At 66.5% G+C, this 15,522-nt stretch carries 14 protein-coding genes and 1 tRNA gene; 4 read left to right on the top strand and 11 right to left on the bottom strand.

What is annotated here, in order from left to right:
* The 6 genes from B551_RS25030 to B551_RS25005 all read right to left on the bottom strand — a co-directional run.
* Nucleotides 1-418, bottom strand: a 418-nt coding sequence (locus B551_RS25030) for a BapA prefix-like domain-containing protein (RefSeq protein WP_043442897.1), incomplete at its 3' end; no start/stop codon positions are given.
* Nucleotides 419-711: 293 nt separating this feature from the next.
* The gene (locus tag B551_RS25315; protein WP_006576411.1) at nucleotides 712-1,677 is read right to left on the bottom strand and encodes a helix-turn-helix transcriptional regulator; all 966 of its coding nucleotides are present in this window, start codon (nucleotides 1,675-1,677) and stop codon (nucleotides 712-714) included.
* Between the two features lie 477 nt (nucleotides 1,678-2,154).
* Nucleotides 2,155-2,484: a multidrug efflux SMR transporter gene (locus B551_RS25020; RefSeq protein ID WP_006576412.1), complete on the bottom strand. Its 330-nt coding sequence runs from the start codon at nucleotides 2,482-2,484 to the stop codon at nucleotides 2,155-2,157.
* Nucleotides 2,485-2,627: 143 nt separating this feature from the next.
* Nucleotides 2,628-3,116, bottom strand: a complete 489-nt coding sequence (locus tag B551_RS25015; RefSeq protein ID WP_006576413.1) for a GFA family protein — start codon at nucleotides 3,114-3,116, stop codon at nucleotides 2,628-2,630.
* Nucleotides 3,117-3,275: 159 nt separating this feature from the next.
* Nucleotides 3,276-4,514: an FAD-binding oxidoreductase gene (locus tag B551_RS25010; RefSeq protein ID WP_023265255.1), complete on the bottom strand. Its 1,239-nt coding sequence runs from the start codon at nucleotides 4,512-4,514 to the stop codon at nucleotides 3,276-3,278.
* Nucleotides 4,515-4,636: 122 nt separating this feature from the next.
* Nucleotides 4,637-5,557 (bottom strand): LysR family transcriptional regulator, encoded by a 921-nt coding sequence (locus B551_RS25005; RefSeq protein ID WP_006576415.1) that lies wholly within the window; start codon nucleotides 5,555-5,557, stop codon nucleotides 4,637-4,639.
* Between the two features lie 188 nt (nucleotides 5,558-5,745).
* On the opposite strand from B551_RS25005, the gene B551_RS25000 reads away from it, so the two are divergent.
* Both B551_RS25000 and B551_RS24995 read left to right on the top strand, forming a co-directional pair.
* Nucleotides 5,746-6,738, top strand: a complete 993-nt coding sequence (locus B551_RS25000; RefSeq protein WP_023265254.1) for a tripartite tricarboxylate transporter substrate binding protein — start codon at nucleotides 5,746-5,748, stop codon at nucleotides 6,736-6,738.
* 6 nt (nucleotides 6,739-6,744) lie between these two features.
* Nucleotides 6,745-8,268 carry an amidase gene (locus B551_RS24995; protein WP_006576416.1) on the top strand — a complete coding sequence of 508 codons (1,524 nt, stop codon included), beginning with the start codon at nucleotides 6,745-6,747 and terminating at the stop codon, nucleotides 8,266-8,268.
* A gap of 636 nt (nucleotides 8,269-8,904) precedes the next feature.
* Here the strand turns inward: B551_RS24995 and B551_RS24990 are convergent.
* A tRNA-Ser gene (locus B551_RS24990) sits at nucleotides 8,905-8,995 on the bottom strand.
* 108 nt (nucleotides 8,996-9,103) lie between these two features.
* Nucleotides 9,104-9,505, bottom strand: coding sequence for a VOC family protein (locus B551_RS24985; protein WP_006576417.1), 402 nt, complete (start codon nucleotides 9,503-9,505; stop codon nucleotides 9,104-9,106).
* A gap of 416 nt (nucleotides 9,506-9,921) precedes the next feature.
* On the opposite strand from B551_RS24985, the gene B551_RS24980 reads away from it, so the two are divergent.
* Nucleotides 9,922-10,593, top strand: a complete 672-nt coding sequence (locus B551_RS24980; RefSeq protein ID WP_006576418.1) for a hypothetical protein — start codon at nucleotides 9,922-9,924, stop codon at nucleotides 10,591-10,593.
* 47 nt (nucleotides 10,594-10,640) lie between these two features.
* Complete coding sequence (locus tag B551_RS24975) at nucleotides 10,641-11,384, top strand: TetR/AcrR family transcriptional regulator (protein ID WP_006576419.1); 744 nt, start codon at nucleotides 10,641-10,643, stop codon at nucleotides 11,382-11,384.
* Here B551_RS24975 and B551_RS24970 read toward each other — a convergent pair.
* From B551_RS24970 to bcsA, 3 genes are read right to left on the bottom strand one after another with little or no spacing between them, the layout of a single operon-like run.
* Nucleotides 11,365-11,667 (bottom strand): hypothetical protein, encoded by a 303-nt coding sequence (locus B551_RS24970; RefSeq protein WP_006576420.1) that lies wholly within the window; start codon nucleotides 11,665-11,667, stop codon nucleotides 11,365-11,367. The two genes, B551_RS24975 and B551_RS24970, sit on opposite strands and share 20 nt — an antisense overlap.
* Nucleotides 11,664-13,337, bottom strand: a complete 1,674-nt coding sequence (gene bcsG / locus B551_RS24965; RefSeq protein ID WP_006576421.1) for a cellulose biosynthesis protein BcsG — start codon at nucleotides 13,335-13,337, stop codon at nucleotides 11,664-11,666. Before bcsG ends, B551_RS24970 begins: the two co-directional genes overlap by 4 nt.
* Before the next feature lie 54 nt (nucleotides 13,338-13,391).
* Entirely contained in the window at nucleotides 13,392-15,521 is a 2,130-nt protein-coding gene (bcsA, locus tag B551_RS24960; RefSeq protein WP_006576422.1) for a UDP-forming cellulose synthase catalytic subunit, read from the bottom strand.
* Between the last annotated feature and the right edge of the window lies 1 nt (nucleotide 15,522).

Raw genomic sequence — 15,522 nt, 5'->3', positions numbered from 1 at the left:
CACCGCCGCCGCCGCCCGCGGCGGCGGCGGCGATCACGCCGGCGCCGGCGGCCAGGCCAAGGATGCCCAGCAACGCCGCGCTGCCATCGGCGATCGGCTCGTAGACCACCGCCGATTCGAGGACGTTGTCGCCGCCTGCCATCAGCGCCTGGTCGAAGGTCGCGAGCCAGCGCGACTCGCCCTCGACGAACACCAGGTTGTTGAAGTTGACGCCATTGGCGAAGAAGCCCTGGATGCGCACCGTTTGCCCATCCTTGAACTCGATCAGCAGGTCGTTGCCTTCGCGCGCATAGTTGGCAACGTTGTCCTTGTTGCCGGCGACCAGGAAATTGGCGGCACCCTCCGGCGCCGCGACGGTCCTGGTCCCCGCGGGCACCGCGACATCGATGTGGTTTTGCAGAACAGCTGACGAAGCCATGCCTATCTCCTTGGGTCGATCGGAACTACTGCTCGCTATTGGAAGTGGAGCGTATAAGTGATTCCCAAGTGGCGGTATGTCTTCGTCTGTGCGGCAAGCGATATAGTGCGTGCGATTGATATGGCCTGCGTTTTTTTGATAATGAATTGCGGAGAAGGCATTAATGCGGGCACGGATTTATAAAAGAAAATACCCCTACGCCGGTAGGCGCAGGGGTATTAAATTACAAATTCAATTAAATCTGATTTAAGCGCTATTTATTTTGTTGTCGACAATTCCGGCCGGCGCTGCCGTCAATCTCCGCGGCGCGTCTCGGACGGGGTTTCGCCAAAGGCCATGCGGTAGTCCCGCGCGAATTGCCCGAGGTGGCTGAAGCCCCAGCGCCGCGCGATGTCGGCGATCGACTGTTCCGCGCTGGCGGTACGCAGGTCCGCGTGCGCGCCTTCCAGGCGCACCCGCTTGACATAGCCCATCGGCGTGAAGCCCTTGAACTTGGCGAAGCCGGCCTGCAGCGTGCGGATGCTGACGCGGGCAGCCATCGCGATGTCGGCCAGTCCGAGCGCCGCCGTCGCGTTGGCGTGGATGTACTCGATGGCCCGGCGCACATGCCGCGGCGACGGGCCGGCATGGCGGCGCGCCAGGTAGACCGAATAATTGTGCGGAATCTCCTTGAGCATGGCGAAGATCACGGCGTCCTGCAGGCTTTGCACGATGTCCGGGGCGATCGCGTGCGGGCCGCCGTCCGCGTTCGAATAGCGCCGCGCCGCCCGCACCAGCTCACCCGCGAAGCGCACGCCGGACGGCACGTTGCCTTCCGGCGGTGCGAATTTCACGCGTTGCGTCACCGGCCGTTCGATCGACTGCGATAGCCGCCCGTGCAGGCTCGCCGCATCGATCAGGATGGCTTCGTAGCGGCCCGGGCCGAAGCCCCAGGCGGTGACCCGCCTGGCGTCGGCGACGGTGGTGCCGGCCGGCAAGGTCCGCAGCCCGTCCTGCTCGGTGGCGAGGGCGAGCTGGCCTTCGGCCTGTGTGTACAACAGATAGCCGTCGTGCTGGCAAGGCAGCCGCAGGCACAGCGCGGTGTCGGTGGCCAGCGTATGCACGGCCATGCCGTCGAGATAGTCGATCTGGATTTCGAGCCGGAGCTGGGCGCCATCGGCCTCGATCGTGATGCCGGGATAGTGGCGGGCGAGCCAATCCTGCGCCTGCGCGACGCTGGACGCGACGATCGCGTCCGTTCCGATGCGGGTTTGAGCCATACGCCAGTTCAGTCCTGCGAAAAAACGAGCGCACGCCGGGCCGGCGAACGCTACAGGCGATCCCACAAAGGGCCGCGGCAAACACCGCGGCAAAACGGGTTGGCTGAACAGGCGATGACGACAGACCGCGACAATGACCCTCGATATTCCATGGCAATGGAATATCCATCAATTGGCATGGGCTGTGCCCGGATGCCCCCCCGGAATTCTTTGGTCAAAAAATTGGCGCCGAATCCAATCGTTTGCCGTTCCAATGGAACGATGAACGGCTGCGTCGAATTTTCGTTTGCCAGTTACTGACTTTAGTTTTGTTTATATCGATATTGAGTAATGTCTTAATCGATTGTTATTAGCGTACTGTATTTTTTTCAAATTGTGGCCCCTCCCAATGCACTTTTCAAAGTGCTTACATTTGTTTGCAGTTGGTAGGGGTGGCGGTAGGGTGGGGGTAGGGTGCGCGGCGGCGGCGTCGCCGATTCAATGCGTGACCGACTTCGACCACAGGTTGATCACCAGCACGCCCGCCATGATCAGCGCGATGCCGAGCAGCGCCGGCAGATCGAGCCGCTGGCCAAACAGCAGCCACGCGGCCACGGACACCAGCACGATGCCGACGCCCGACCAGATCGCGTAGGCGATACCGATCGGCACGCTGCGCAGCGTCAGCGACAGGCAGAAGAAGGCGATCGCATAGCCAGTGACGACGACCAGCGACGGCAGCGGACGGGTAAAGCCGGCGGCGGCCTTCAGTGCGGTGGTGGCGATGACTTCGGCGACGATGGCGATGGCCAGGTAGATCCAGTGCATGGGATGGCGCGATGTCGGATAGTGACCGGATAGTGTCCGGATAGTGTCCGGATAGTGTCGGGTATTGACGGAGCGCCAAGAATAGCAGCGGTGCGGGAGCCGTCCCGCTGCGGATCCCACTCCCGGACCGGTCCCGGGCCCGCTCAGCGCTGCTCCAGGCCGTGCCGCCGATGCCATTGCGCCAGTGTTTCCTCGGGCCACTGCGCGCAGTGCACGTGTCCCTTGCCGCTCGGTACGTCGACCCAGGACGCAGCGGAGTCGAGCTCCGCTTCGACGATCTCCGGCGGGCGCGGCAGCGGCGTGTCGACGGCCGACGCAAACGGATAGACGCGCTCGGGCTCGTCCGGGTTGCGTATCCACAATGCGCTGCCGCACTTCGTGCAGAAGTGCCGCTCCATCGGCGAACGTCTCGCCCGTTTGCCGGGCTCGCGCATCACGGCGTGATAGATGGCGATGTGCTGCCTGCCGCGTACGCGCAAGGTGTCGTTCAATGCGCCGATATTGGCGGCATAGCCGCCGGCGCCCGCGGTCTTGCGGCAAATCGAGCAGTAGCAATGCAGATAGGGGTAGGGCCAGGGCGATTCCACGCTGAAGTGGACCGCGCCGCAGTGGCAGGAGCCTTCGAGATGCATGCGACCTCCGACAGGTTGGGGCGAGCGTCGCCGACGCGTCGCTCGCCGTGGCTGCCATCGGATTTTGCATGACATCGGGCCGCCGGTGGCTGGCCCGGGCATCCCAACATCTCGCCTTTGCAGGCGTGGCTCGAACCTTGTTCCAGCCTTCCCTGGGCGCTATTCGAATCGCACCGGATCGTAGGGCCGCGGGTCGACGTACGGTGTCTCGCCGTCGATCAGTTCGGCCAGCAGCCGCGCGGTCGCCGGGCCGAGCGTGAAGCCCTGATGCGCATGGCCGAAATGGAACCACAGCCCGCGGTGGCGCGGCGCGCGTCCTATCACGGGCCGCATATCGGCGACGCAGGGCCGCGCGCCCATCCACGGCTGGGCTTCGACGGGCGCGCCGAGATCGACCAGCTCGCGCGCGTAGCGCTCGGCCGCCGCCAGTTGCACCGGCGTCGGGGGTGCATCGTGGTGAGCGAATTCGGCGCCCGTGGTCACGCGAAGACCGCGCCGCATCGGCGCCAGCACGAAACCGCGTTCGGCATCGAGCAGCGGCAGCGACGGCATGCGGGCGCTCGCGTAGTGGCGGTGGTAGCCCCGCTTGATGAACAGCGGCAGGCGATACCCGAGCGGCCGCGTCAGCGTCGACGCCCATGGACCCAATGCAATGACGGCCTGTGCGGCCGACAGCGGGCCGGCTTCGGTCATCACGCGCCAGCCGCTGCCGTCGGGCTGCAGCGTCGTGGCATCGCCACGGCGGACGATGCCGCCTTGCCGTTCGAACAGCGCGGCGTAGCGCTGCACCAGTTCGCCGGGATCGCTGACGGTCCACGGGTCGCGCCAATGGATCGCACCCGCGAGGCCGCCATGCAGCGCGGGCTCGGCGGCCCGCAGCGCGGCACCATCGAGAACGGCGCAATCGAGTCCGTGCTCGCGCGCCACCATCGTCGCGGTTCGTACCGTGTCATCGAAGGCGCGCGGGCTGCGGTAGGCCTCGAGCCATCCCGCCTTGCTGACCAGGTCCTCCGCACCCGCGGCCGCGATCAGCTTTTCGTGTTCGCTGACGCAATGCCTGACCAGCGCCGCATAGGCGGCGATCGTGCCGGCGTAGCGGTCCGGGGCCGATTCGTGCCAGTACCGGGCCAGCACGGGCAGCAGCCGCAGCATCGCGCCGGGGTGGTAGTGCACATCGTTGCCCTGGCGGGCGATCACGCGCAGGATCGTCTTCCAGTCGCGCGGAAACGCATACGGTTGCACCGCCTCGCGCTGGATGAAGCCCGCATTGCCATAGGAGGTCTCGCTGCCCGGGGCGGCGCGATCGACGAGCACGACTGGGTGCCCGCGCTGGCGCAGGGCCAGCGCGGTGCTGACGCCGACCATGCCGGCGCCGAGAACGAGGATTTCCTGTGACATGAGGGCAGCGACTAGCGCGGAACGTAGAAGGGTGGATCAGGTCGGGATTTTCGCCGCGCACCGCCTCGCTGAAGCCATGCGATCGGCGCAATATTCCGAATACTCGATTGCGGTTTCGGCAATCACGAATGCGGAAGCTCGATCAGGCCCTGCCGCAGATGCTCGACGAAGGCGCGCGCGGCAGGCGGCAGCTTGCGGTTGGCCAGCGTCTGCACCTCGATCTGGCGCTCGTTCATCTCGCGATCGCGCAGCGGCACCGCGGCGATGGTGCCCGCCTTCAGCCTGCCGCGGATCGACACCTCGCCGTAGAAGCAGATCGCGCCGCCGCCGGCCGCCGCGAAGCTGACCAGCGAATCGAGCTGGTTGCTCGAGAACACCGTCTGGTAGCGCAGGCCCTGCCGGCTGCAGCCGGCGTCGAGCAGTTGCCGCACGGAACTGTCCTTCGGCGGCAACGCCAGCGGGTAGGTGGCGACCTGCGCCAGCGACAGCTGCCGATGGCGCGCCAGCGGATGGTCCGGCGCCATCACGGCAAGCACCGGAGCCGGGTGCCGCAGCTCCACGTGGATCTCCGGCTCGGGCAACCACGCCAGCGTGATGCCGATATCGGCTTCCCCGTCGCGTATCCGACGTGCGATCTCTCCCTGCGGACAGACCTCGAGTTCGAAGTGAATGCCCGCATGGGTCTCGCGAAAACTGGCGGCGAGATTGGGCAGGAATTCATGGGCGATGCCCTCGACCGCCGCGAGCCGCACGCGCCCGACGCGCAGGCCGCGCAACGCCTGGATGTCGCCCGCCACGCGCTCGATGTCCTGCTGCGAGCGCTTGGCAAACGCGGCCAGCAGTTCGCCCGCGGCGTTCGGCACGAGCCCGCGTGCGCGCCGGTCGAACAGCAGCGTGTCCAGCTCGCTTTCGAGCTTGGCGATCTGCCGGCTGACGGCCGACGGCGCGACGTTCAGCTTGATCGCCGCATCCTTGACCGATCCGGTGCGAACCACTTCGAGGAAGTAGCGCACCGCGGTCTCTTGCAGGGCCCGATAGGACATGGGAATCGACGTGAATGGGACGGGATGCCTCGGGGAAAACCCGCTCCGGGTTTGCGCCAACGATTGCCATTTCGGCAATCGAGTGTTCGAAACATTGCGACGATTCTATGCGAAGTTTGACATTAGGATGACATCGAGCCGACGCACTGGCGCCGGCATCGCCTTGGATTCTTACGAGAGAGCATCCCATGCGTCCTTCCGCCTCATCCGTCCGTTTCCTGTTTGCCGCCACCGGCCTGGCGCTCGTCGCGATGGCGCCGTCTTCAGCCTCGGCACAGGACGGCTTCCCGACCAAGCCGATCCAGCTGGTGCTGCCATTCCCGCCCGGCGGCGCGACCGATGTGGTGGGGCGCATCGTCGCGCAGAAGCTCGGCGAACGGCTAGGCAAGACCGTCGTGGTCGAGAACCGGGCTGGCGCCGGTACCGTCGTCGGCGCCAGCTACGTCGCCAAGGCTGCGCCGGACGGCTACACGCTGCTGGCCAGTTCCGGCACGACGTTCACGGTCAATCCCGCGGTCTATCCGAAGCTGCCGTACGACCCGCAGAAGAACTTCGAGCCGATCGGCCTGATCGGCGTGACCGGCCTGATCCTGCTGGCCAATCGCGATGTGCCGGTGAACAACCTGAAGGAGTTTGTGGCCGCGGCGAAGAACGATCCCGGCAAGTACTCGTACGGTTCGTTCGGTGCCGGCACCACCGCGCATTTCGCCGGCGAGCAATTGCTCAATCTGACCGGCGCCAGGCTGCTGCACGTGCCCTACAAGGGCAGCGCGCCTGCGATGACCGACCTGATCGGCGGCCAGATTCCGTTCAGCATCGACACCGTGGCCGCGGCGCTGCCTCAGGTGCGCGCCGGCAAGGTCAAGGCCATCGCGGTGACGACGGCGAAACGCTCGACGCTGCTGCCCAATGTGCCGACCGTCGCGGAGGGCGGCTATCCCGGCATGGACGCCAGCACGTGGATCGCGCTGGTCGCGCCGCGCGGCCTGCCGCCGGAGGTCCACGCCAGGCTCGAGAAGGCGCTGGCCGATACGATCGCCGATCCCGACACGCGCAAGAAGCTCGCCGACAACGGCATCGAGCCGTCGTTCGCGTCGGGCAAGCAGGTCAGCGCGATGATCGAGAAGGAAATTCCGCAGATGCGGGCCATCGCGCAGCGCGCCAATATCAAGCTCGACTGATACGCCATGTCCGACCAGAACCAACTGACTTCGCTGTCCGCCGTCGAGCTGCGCCGCCTGATCGGCGCCCGCCAGATTTCGCCGGTGGAGTTGCTTGACGCCTGCATCGCGCGGATCGAGCGCTACAACCCGCTGATCAACGCGATCACCGCGACCTGCTACGACCGCGCGCGCGAGGAGGCGAGGGCGGCCGAACAGGCGGTGATGCGCGGCGAGTCGCTGGGCTTGCTGCATGGCCTGCCGCTCGGCGTCAAGGACCTCGAAGCGACGGCCGGCCTGCTGACGACCTACGGCTCGCCGCTGTACCGCGGCAATGTGCCCGCGCAGGACAACACGCTGGTCGCGCGGCTGCGGGCGGCCGGCGCCGTGGTGGTCGGCAAGACCAATATTCCGGAGATGGGCGCCGGCGCGAATTCGCGCAACGCCGTGTGGGGGGCCACCGGCAATCCGTTCAATCCGAACCTGAACGCGGGCGGCTCGTCGGGCGGCTCGGCTGCCGCGCTGGCGGCGGACTTTCTGCCGGTCTGCACCGGCTCCGATACCGGCGGCTCGCTGCGGATTCCCGCCGCCAAATGCGGCGTGGTGGGATTCCGCCCATCGCCTGGGCTGGTGCCTAACTCGCGCAAGCTGCTCGGATGGACGCCGATCTCGGTTGTCGGCCCGATGGGCCGCACGGTCGCCGATACCTGCCTGCAGCTCGCGGCATCGGCTGGCCAGTCGGCGGGCGATCCGCTGAGCCATGCGGTCGATCCGCTGGCGTTGCTGACGCCGGCGCGCGTCGACTTGTCGGGACTGCGGGTCGGCTGGACCGAGGACTTCGGCAGCTGCGCCGTCGACCCCGACATCCGCCGCGTGTTCCGTGCACGGCTCGCCGCGATGCGGCACCTGTTCAAGTCCTGCGACGAGGTCGCGTTCGACCTGGGCGATGTGCATCGCTGCTTCGACGTGCTGCGCGCCGAGAGCTTCGTTGCCTCGCTGCGCGACACCTACGAACGCGATCCCGATAGCCTCGGACCCAATACGCGCGCCAACTACGAGATCGGCGCGCGTATGTCGCTGGTGGACAGCGCATGGGCGCAGGCCGAGCAGACCCGCATCCTGCAGCGCTTCCAGCAGGCATTCCGCGACTACGACGTGATCCTGTCGCCGACCACGCCGGTCTCGCCATTCCCGTGGACCCAGCTCTATGCGGACGTCGTCGACGGCGAGAAGCAGGAGAACTACTACCGCTGGCTTGCGCTGACCTACGTGGTGACACTGACCACCCATCCCTGCATCGCCTTGCCCTGCGGCACCGACGAGGCCGGCATGCCGTTCGGCCTGCAAATCACCGGCCCGTTCCGCGGCGACGCGCTGACGCTCGGCGTCGCGCAGGCGATGGAATCGGCGTTTGCTTCGATGCCCGGCTTGTCGCGTCCGAAGCCGGATCTCGATCGGCTGCGGCCGGCCGAGCCTGACTTGCGCTCGATCGTTACGGCGCCGCCGGAGTTCGTGGGACAGGCAGCCTCGGCGCAAGTCTCGGCGGTGTAGGCGAACGGAACACCGAGGGAGCAGGAGGGGGAATGCTTCCGAGGGGCGAAAAAAATGCGGACCGCATTGCGGTCCGCTTTTTGGTATGGGGTAAGCCGAGTGGAACAATCGTCCAACGCACCGATGTCTCAGCGCTCCCGACTATTCGATGAGTCTAGCTTGGTGATCAGGGGGCTGCAAGCGTCGTGGCTGTACAAGCGGACGGCTTGGGCATAGAACCTAAAGCTCTTTGATATTGGCTACAGAGTCGGCACGGCAACTCCGCGGCCTTGGCCAAGGCTGACACCGGTGTCCACCGCGCTTCCGCTCCTCGATTCGGGATTGCGCGTCGCGATGCATCGCCGGAAATCGCTGCAGCTTTTCGTCGGAGGGATTTTGCCGGCCAAGCGCCATCACCGAGGCGCTTGGCTGCCCGGGCTGTTCCAGCCCCATGAATCGGTGCGATGGAGACGGATGGCACCAACTGCTACGGTAGATGACGTGCCAACGCAAAACGGCGCCCGAGTGGGCGCCGCAGCGTTTTACTTTCGTAGCTTCGATGTTGCGATTTGGTTCCGATTCCCCACCGAATTCGATGGTGTCTGACGGTAATAATCGGCGCGTCGTTATGCCAAGTGCTTGATTCGCTTGAATTCGTGGCGGAGAGAGGGGGATTCGAACCCCCGATGGGCTATTAACCCATACACGCTTTCCAGGCGTGCGACTTAAACCACTCATCCATCTCTCCGGAAGCCCGCGATTATATCAGACTGGCTTGCAGAAGCCACAGTTTCGTGACGTGACGAAGGGGGTGGGAGAGACGTAGTGGCAGGCGAGCGCTGTTACCCCGCCCGGCTCACCAACTGATCACCACCGCTTCCGACGATCGCTGGTGTGGCCCGTGGTAGACGGCCTCGACGTTGTTCCCATCCGGATCCAGCAGGAACGCGGCGTAGTAGCCGGGGTGGTAGGTGCGCTCGCCAGGGCCGCCGTTGTCGCGGCCGTCGGCGGCGAGGCCGGCCTTGTAGAAGGCTTCGACCGTGTCGCGGTCCTTGGCCTGGAAGGCGAAGTGGGCGTGGGTGATCTGTCCTGGCGTGCCTTCGTCGACCCACAGTTCGTCGGCGTAGAAGTAGCGATCGCCGTCGGTGATGGCGATGCCAAGCACGCCGAGTACCGCGCCGTAGAAGCGGCGGGAGGCGGCGAGGTCGTGAACTTTCAGGTGGAGGTGGTCGATCAGGCGGCCGCGTTGGATCTGCATGGAAGTCTCCTCGTGAAGGCAGGGAATCTCCGGTCCGATCCGAGGCCGCTTCGGCCTCGATGCGCTCGATACAGCCCTGAAGGACTCGGAGTGGACAGCGCTAAGTGCATTTTCCGGCGCCCCGCAAAGGGCCGTCCAGTATCGAAGCATTATGGGCGCCCGCGACCTTGACGGAAGCGCTCGAAAAAACTCCTTGACTATCTACCTAGTAGTAGATAAAGTAGGACACATGGACGCGGCGCCGCACCGAAGAAGACGTGAAGCGGCACTCAAGTCCACGCAACAACCCCGGGAATCCGGGTTTTTTTCGAGTCAGGTTATCTATCTACTAGTAGATGTGGTTCGTAGATTCGACAGCCGGATTCCACACTGACCAATTCGATCCGCCAGGCGCGGATCCCCGAAAGGAGCTGATCATGACCAACCGTACCTTCGCCAAGTCCCTGTTGACCGCCGCCACCCTTGCCGCCGCTTTCGTCGCCGGTACCGCTCAGGCTGCGACCGTTCCCGCCGACAAGTACGGCTACGAATTCCGCGCCGGCGCGCGCAGCACCTATGTCGACGGTGCACGCAGCGGCGAGCGCAATACCTTCGTTGACGGCGCCCGCAGCGGCGATCGCAACACCTTTGTCGACGGCGCCCGCAGCGGCAAGGCGGATCCCTACACCGATGGCGCGCGTATCGTCGCCGGCCTGGATCGCACCGGCGTGTCGGCCAGCCCGGCCCGCAGCGTCGACCAGTACACCGACGGCGCCCGCAGCGGCAAGTTCGATCCGTACACCGATGGGGCACGCGTGCTCGCCGGCCTGGACCGCACCGGCGTGTCGGCCAGCCCGGCTCGTAGCGTCGACCAGTACACCGACGGCGCTCGCAGCGTCGATCAGTTCACCGACGGTGCGCGCAGCGGCAAGTTCGACCCGTACACCGACGGCGCTCGCATCGTCGCCGGCCTGGATCGCACCGGCGTTTCGGCCGAGCCGTCGCGCAGCCCGTACACCGACGGCGCCCGCCAGGGCCGCTTCGATGTCTTCACCGAAGGCGCGCGTCAGGGTCAGTTCGACGTCTTCACCGAAGGTGCCAACGTTTGAAGGGCAATACCGCAACGGCCGCTCGTGGTAGCGGGGGAGGGCATGGCATGAAAGACGCTTCGACTTCCCGCTCCGCCGGCCGGGGCCAGCCCGCCGGCGCCGGCGCGCCGGTGGCGACGGTGCGTGACCAGCTGCTCGAACACACGCTCGACCTGATCCGCAAGCGGGGCTTCAACGGCTTCAGCTATCGCGATCTGGCCGAGCGCGTCGGCGTCAAGACGTCGAGCATCCATTACTACTTCCCGACCAAGGAAGACCTGGCGCTGGAAGCGGTGAACGCCTACAGCGAACGCATCGCGCGCTATCTGGATGGCATCGATCCGACGCTGCCGCCGCTGCAGCAGGCAGAACGCTATCTGGCCTCGTGGCGGCGCGAATGCGGCGGGCAGCAGGTATGCCTGGCCGGCATGCTGTCGACCGAGGCCTTGTGCCTGCCGTCGGCGGTGCACCAGGCGCTGCAGGAATTCCATCGGATCCACGAAAGCTGGCTGACCGCGCTGCTGGAGCGGGCACGCGAGCACAACGGCAGCGTGGCGCAGCCGACGATGGACTCCGCGGCCTTGGCGCAGGTGTTGTTTGCCGCCCTGCAGAACAGCCTGGTGTCCGTGCGGCTGTTCAATCAGCAAGAGCGCCTGGAGCCGGCGGCGAATCTGCTGCTGGCCGCGGTAGCGGGAGCCGATGCGCCGGTACGGTTGTCATCGGCATCCGTCTCGGCTTCGGCCCCGGCTTCGGCCACCGCCATGAACGAGCCGAGCACCGAGCCGCAGGCGCTCAACGCGGCGTCGGGCTGAGCTTCGGCGCTGTCCCGCTGGCGACGGCGAGGCCATCCGGCTCGCCGTCCTCGCCATAGCCCAGCCATCCCGCCAGCCGCGGCCAGCGCGTCGCGGCGGCGCGGGCCGCCTGGGCTTCCTGCTCGTCGACATAGCGTTGCGCGGCGAACCCCGGCACCTTCATCGCCAACGCCTCGATATCGTTATTGGGCCGCGGCGCCTGCCGCGGTCGCATGTCGCGCCGCACTCGGGCGCGCTTGCGCTGGCGCTCGCCGGTCTTGCTCACCTCGCCCCACTCGCTCATTTGCCGTCCACCCATACGCCGTCGGGCGTGCGTACCACGTAGCCGGTTCCGCGCTTCATCATCACGGTCGCCTCGTTTTCGCCGACCATGCGCGTCTGCGGCAGGTCCGCCGCGTACTGCGACGGCGCGGGGGCGCCTTGCCGGAACGGGCTGTCGGCGACCAGGTTCGACAACAGCTGCGACAGCGCCAGATAGCTGCTCGGCGCGTGAATCGTCACCGGGCCGTCGGCCGCCTTGTCGCTGCTGCCCGCATTAGCACCGGCATTAGCACCGGCATTAGCACCGGCATTAGCACCGGCATTTGCACCGGCATTGCCGCCTGCATCGGCACCCTGCAACCCGATCAGCTTGACCCCCACCGGCACATGGACGATCCGCGGCGTGGGAATCTCGCGCATGCCGGCGATCTGGTTGGCATCGCCACGCAGCGCGGCGCCGTGCTCGGGCACGAACACCACTACCGCCTTGCGGCCAGACTGCGCGATCATCGCGATCAGCTTGTCGATATCGTCCAGCAGCCGCGTCAGCCGCAGCGGATACGACTGGATGCTGGTCAGCTTCGAATCCGGCAGGCGGTTGCCGTCGTGCAGCGTGACGGTGTTGTAGTACAGCGCCTGCGGTCCGCCGTTCTGCGCGAGCCGCGCCTTGTACCACTTCTCCAGCACCGCGTAGTCGCCGAGGATCGGCGAATTGTCGAAGGCGCGCATCGCCGGCGGCACGCCGTCGACCGGCACATGCGTGACGTTCGGAATGCCGATTTCTTTGTCGACGAAGCCGCGGAAATTGTCGAAGCGGCCATCGTGGTTCATCAGCACGCGCGTATCGAAGCCGGCCTGCGCCAGCGCCTCGAACAGATGGCATTGCGCCTGCGCCGGGGAGTACAGCGCCTGGTGCGGCTGCTGGCCGCAGGCCGCGCGCAGCAGCCGGATCGCGGCCGGGCCGCTGTAGCTGGCCGCCGAGCTGAAGTCGGTGAACAGATAGTCGAAGCGCGACAGCAGCGGGTGATTGCGCGCCTTGGCGACATCGAGATCGTCCCAGGACAGCGAGCAGACATGCAGCACGATGATGTCGAACTGGCTGTCGGGCGAGGCGCTGATCGGCGTGAACGCGACCTGGCGCGTGGCCTCCTGCGCGCGGAAGGCGTTCAGCTGCGCCTCGTTGTCGCCGACTTCGGCCGGGCTGTCGAGGCGCATGGTCGAGGCCGGGCGTTGCGCGCCGCGCGCCGCGCCGGTACCGGTTGCCGCCGTCCCGGTCGACACCGTGCCGGCGCCTTGCCACAGCGGCACCACGATCAGCGCGAGCAGCACGAAGGTGGTGACGCGCACCCAGCGGTTGATCACCAGATAGCCCAGCGTGACGACGATCGCGCCCAGCACCAGGTTCGGACTGACGAAGCGCTGCAGCAGCTCGAGCAGATAGGCCGGCGTGAAGGCGCTGAGGTTCGAGAACTGCGACATCACGCGCGCGAACGGCGGCAGGTTCGATTCGTGGTACAGCAGCGCCACGCCCACCACCACCGCCAGCGCCTGGCGCAGCACGCGCAGGCCGCGGTGTTCCAGCGGCAGCACCAGCCATATCGCGAACAGCAAGTTGAGCAGCCAGCGCGGCTGCACCTGTCCGATCGCGAACAGGTACAGCTTGGCGGCGAAGTAGAGGTTCCAGAGTCCCATATGGATCGCAGGATTTGCAGTTCGGGCTGGTGGTTGATCGGGAGGGCGGCCGGCTCAGGACTGGCGCGTTCGCCGCCGCGCCAGCGCGGCCTCGAGCATGTCGAGCGCGGCATCGTACAGCCGCAGGAAGCCTTGATAGCCCATCTCGATGACCTCCTTGAGCCCGCGCAGCGGCGCATCGCGCGGCTGGTCGTCGAGCCAGTCGATCCACGCGTCGGCACGGCCGAAGGTGCACTGGATCAGCTGAGTCTCGGCTTCGGGGCTCAGGTCCTGCATCCGCACGCCGAGGTGGCGGTTGACGTTGCGCGCCACCGTCGCGGCGAAGTGATATTCGCGCGCGCCGCGCGACAGGCAGACGCCGACGCGGTCGCCCTCGCTGAGCGCCACGTCGATCGGCAGCAGCAGGCCCAGGCCGCCCAGCGAATAGTTCTCGGTCTTGCAGGCCAGCGTGGTGCCGTCCGGCAGCAGCAGCGTGGCCGGCACGCGCATTGGAATCCGGTGCGACACGCGTACCTGGCGCGCTTCCTTGGCGACGCCGATCGCGGCGCCCAGCATCAGCAGGTTGACGCTGGCCCAGACCATGTTCATCACCACGGTGCCGGGTTCGGTGGTGGTGCCCATCAGCAGCCGGCCCACGCCCATGCCGAGGCCGGCCACGTTCAGCGCGAGCAGCAGCAGATAGGGCTTGGAGATCGTCCAGTCCAGATAGTCGTCCTCGATCCGGCCGCCCTTGGCCGTCACGTTGAACTTGCCCAGCCGCGGGTTGATGAAGGCCATCGTGGTCGGCAGCACGATGTACCACGCCAGCACCGATTCGTAGACCTCGGCCCAGAACGAATGGCGGTACTTGCCCTGGATGCGGGAGTTGGTGATGTTGGCGATCACGAGGTAGGGCAGCACGTAGGCCGCAATCATCGCCGCGGAGGTGTTGATCACGTGCATGCCGAACACCAGATAGGCGAGCGGCATCGTCAGGAAGATCAGCCGCGGGATGCCGTAGAAGAAATGCAGCATCGCGTTCGAATAGCACAGCCGCTGGAACAGCTTGAGCCCCTTGCCGAACAGCGGATTGTCGATGCGGAAGATCTGCGCCATGCCGCGCGCCCAGCGGATCCGCTGGCCGATATGGCTGGCAAGGCTTTCGGTGGCCAGGCCCGCGGCCTGCACCGTGCGCAGATAGGCAGTGTTGTAGCCGCGGCGGTGCAGCTTGAGTGCGGTGTGCGCGTCCTCGGTCACGGTCTCGACCGCGATGCCGCCGATCTCGGCCAGCGGCGCGCGCTTGATCACCGCGCACGAGCCGCAGAAGAACGCGGCGTTCCACAGATCGTTGCCGTCCTGGATCAGCCCGTAGAACAGGCTGCCTTCGTTCGGCACGCGGCGGAAGGTATCGAAGTTGCGCTCGAACGGATCGGGCGAGAAGAAGTGGTGGGGCGTCTGCACCATCGCGCAGCGCGGATCGGCGATGAACTCGCCCATCGTCATCTGCAGGAAGGAGCGGGTCGGGATGTGGTCGCAATCGAAGATCGCGATGTAGTCGCCCTGCGTCACCGACAGCGCATGGTTGATGTTGCCAGCCTTGGCGTGGCGATTGTCGCTGCGCGTCAGGTAATGCACGCCGGCCTGCTCGGCGAAGGCCTGCATCTGCGGGCGGCGGCCGTCGTCGAGCAAGTAGATGTTCAGCTTGCCGCTGGGCCAGTCGAGGCTGCGCGCGGCGTAGACGGTCGGCTGCACGACCGACAGCGGCTCGTTGTAGGTCGGGATATAGACGTCGACCGTCGGCCATTGCGTGGGGTCGGCCGGCATCGGCTTGGGCCGGCGCGACAGCGGCCACGCGGTCTGCACATAGCCGAGGATCAGCACCAGCCAGGTATAGGCTTCCGCGGCAAACAGCAGATAGCCGATGGTGACCTCGATCGGCGTGGCCAGGTCCAGCGTCTCGGTGGCGCGCCACCAGATATAGCGCAGCGTCATCAGCAGCGACAGCGCCATCATCGTCAGCGTGGGGAAGCGCCCCGGGATCTTGCGCAGCACCATCACCGCGATCCAGACCAGCGCGAACACCGTCAGCTGTCCGCCCAGCGGCAGCGGCGTGGTGCACAACACCAGCCCGGTCAGCGCGGCCAGCACCAGCAGCGTGGGCGCCAGGCCGCGCACACGGTGCACCAGTGCGGCCACGCGGGCCAGG

The sequence above is a fragment of the Cupriavidus sp. HPC(L) genome (genome assembly GCF_000307735.3).
Taxonomy (GTDB): Bacteria; Pseudomonadota; Gammaproteobacteria; order Burkholderiales; family Burkholderiaceae; genus Cupriavidus.
Note: the sequence above shows the minus strand (reverse complement) of the source record. Positions and strands in the feature narration are given on the sequence as shown.

Coding starts and splice junctions, on each gene's coding strand:
- B551_RS25315 (WP_006576411.1), bottom strand. CDS start 1,677: ATGGCTCAAACCCGCATCGGAACGGACGCGATCGTCGCGTCCAGCGTC.
- B551_RS25020 (WP_006576412.1), bottom strand. CDS start 2,484: ATGCACTGGATCTACCTGGCCATCGCCATCGTCGCCGAAGTCATCGCC.
- B551_RS25015 (WP_006576413.1), bottom strand. CDS start 3,116: ATGCATCTCGAAGGCTCCTGCCACTGCGGCGCGGTCCACTTCAGCGTG.
- B551_RS25010 (WP_023265255.1), bottom strand. CDS start 4,514: ATGTCACAGGAAATCCTCGTTCTCGGCGCCGGCATGGTCGGCGTCAGC.
- B551_RS25005 (WP_006576415.1), bottom strand. CDS start 5,557: ATGTCCTATCGGGCCCTGCAAGAGACCGCGGTGCGCTACTTCCTCGAA.
- B551_RS25000 (WP_023265254.1), top strand. CDS start 5,746: ATGCGTCCTTCCGCCTCATCCGTCCGTTTCCTGTTTGCCGCCACCGGC.
- B551_RS24995 (WP_006576416.1), top strand. CDS start 6,745: ATGTCCGACCAGAACCAACTGACTTCGCTGTCCGCCGTCGAGCTGCGC.
- B551_RS24985 (WP_006576417.1), bottom strand. CDS start 9,505: ATGCAGATCCAACGCGGCCGCCTGATCGACCACCTCCACCTGAAAGTT.
- B551_RS24980 (WP_006576418.1), top strand. CDS start 9,922: ATGACCAACCGTACCTTCGCCAAGTCCCTGTTGACCGCCGCCACCCTT.
- B551_RS24975 (WP_006576419.1), top strand. CDS start 10,641: ATGAAAGACGCTTCGACTTCCCGCTCCGCCGGCCGGGGCCAGCCCGCC.
- B551_RS24970 (WP_006576420.1), bottom strand. CDS start 11,667: ATGAGCGAGTGGGGCGAGGTGAGCAAGACCGGCGAGCGCCAGCGCAAG.
- bcsG (WP_006576421.1), bottom strand. CDS start 13,337: ATGGGACTCTGGAACCTCTACTTCGCCGCCAAGCTGTACCTGTTCGCG.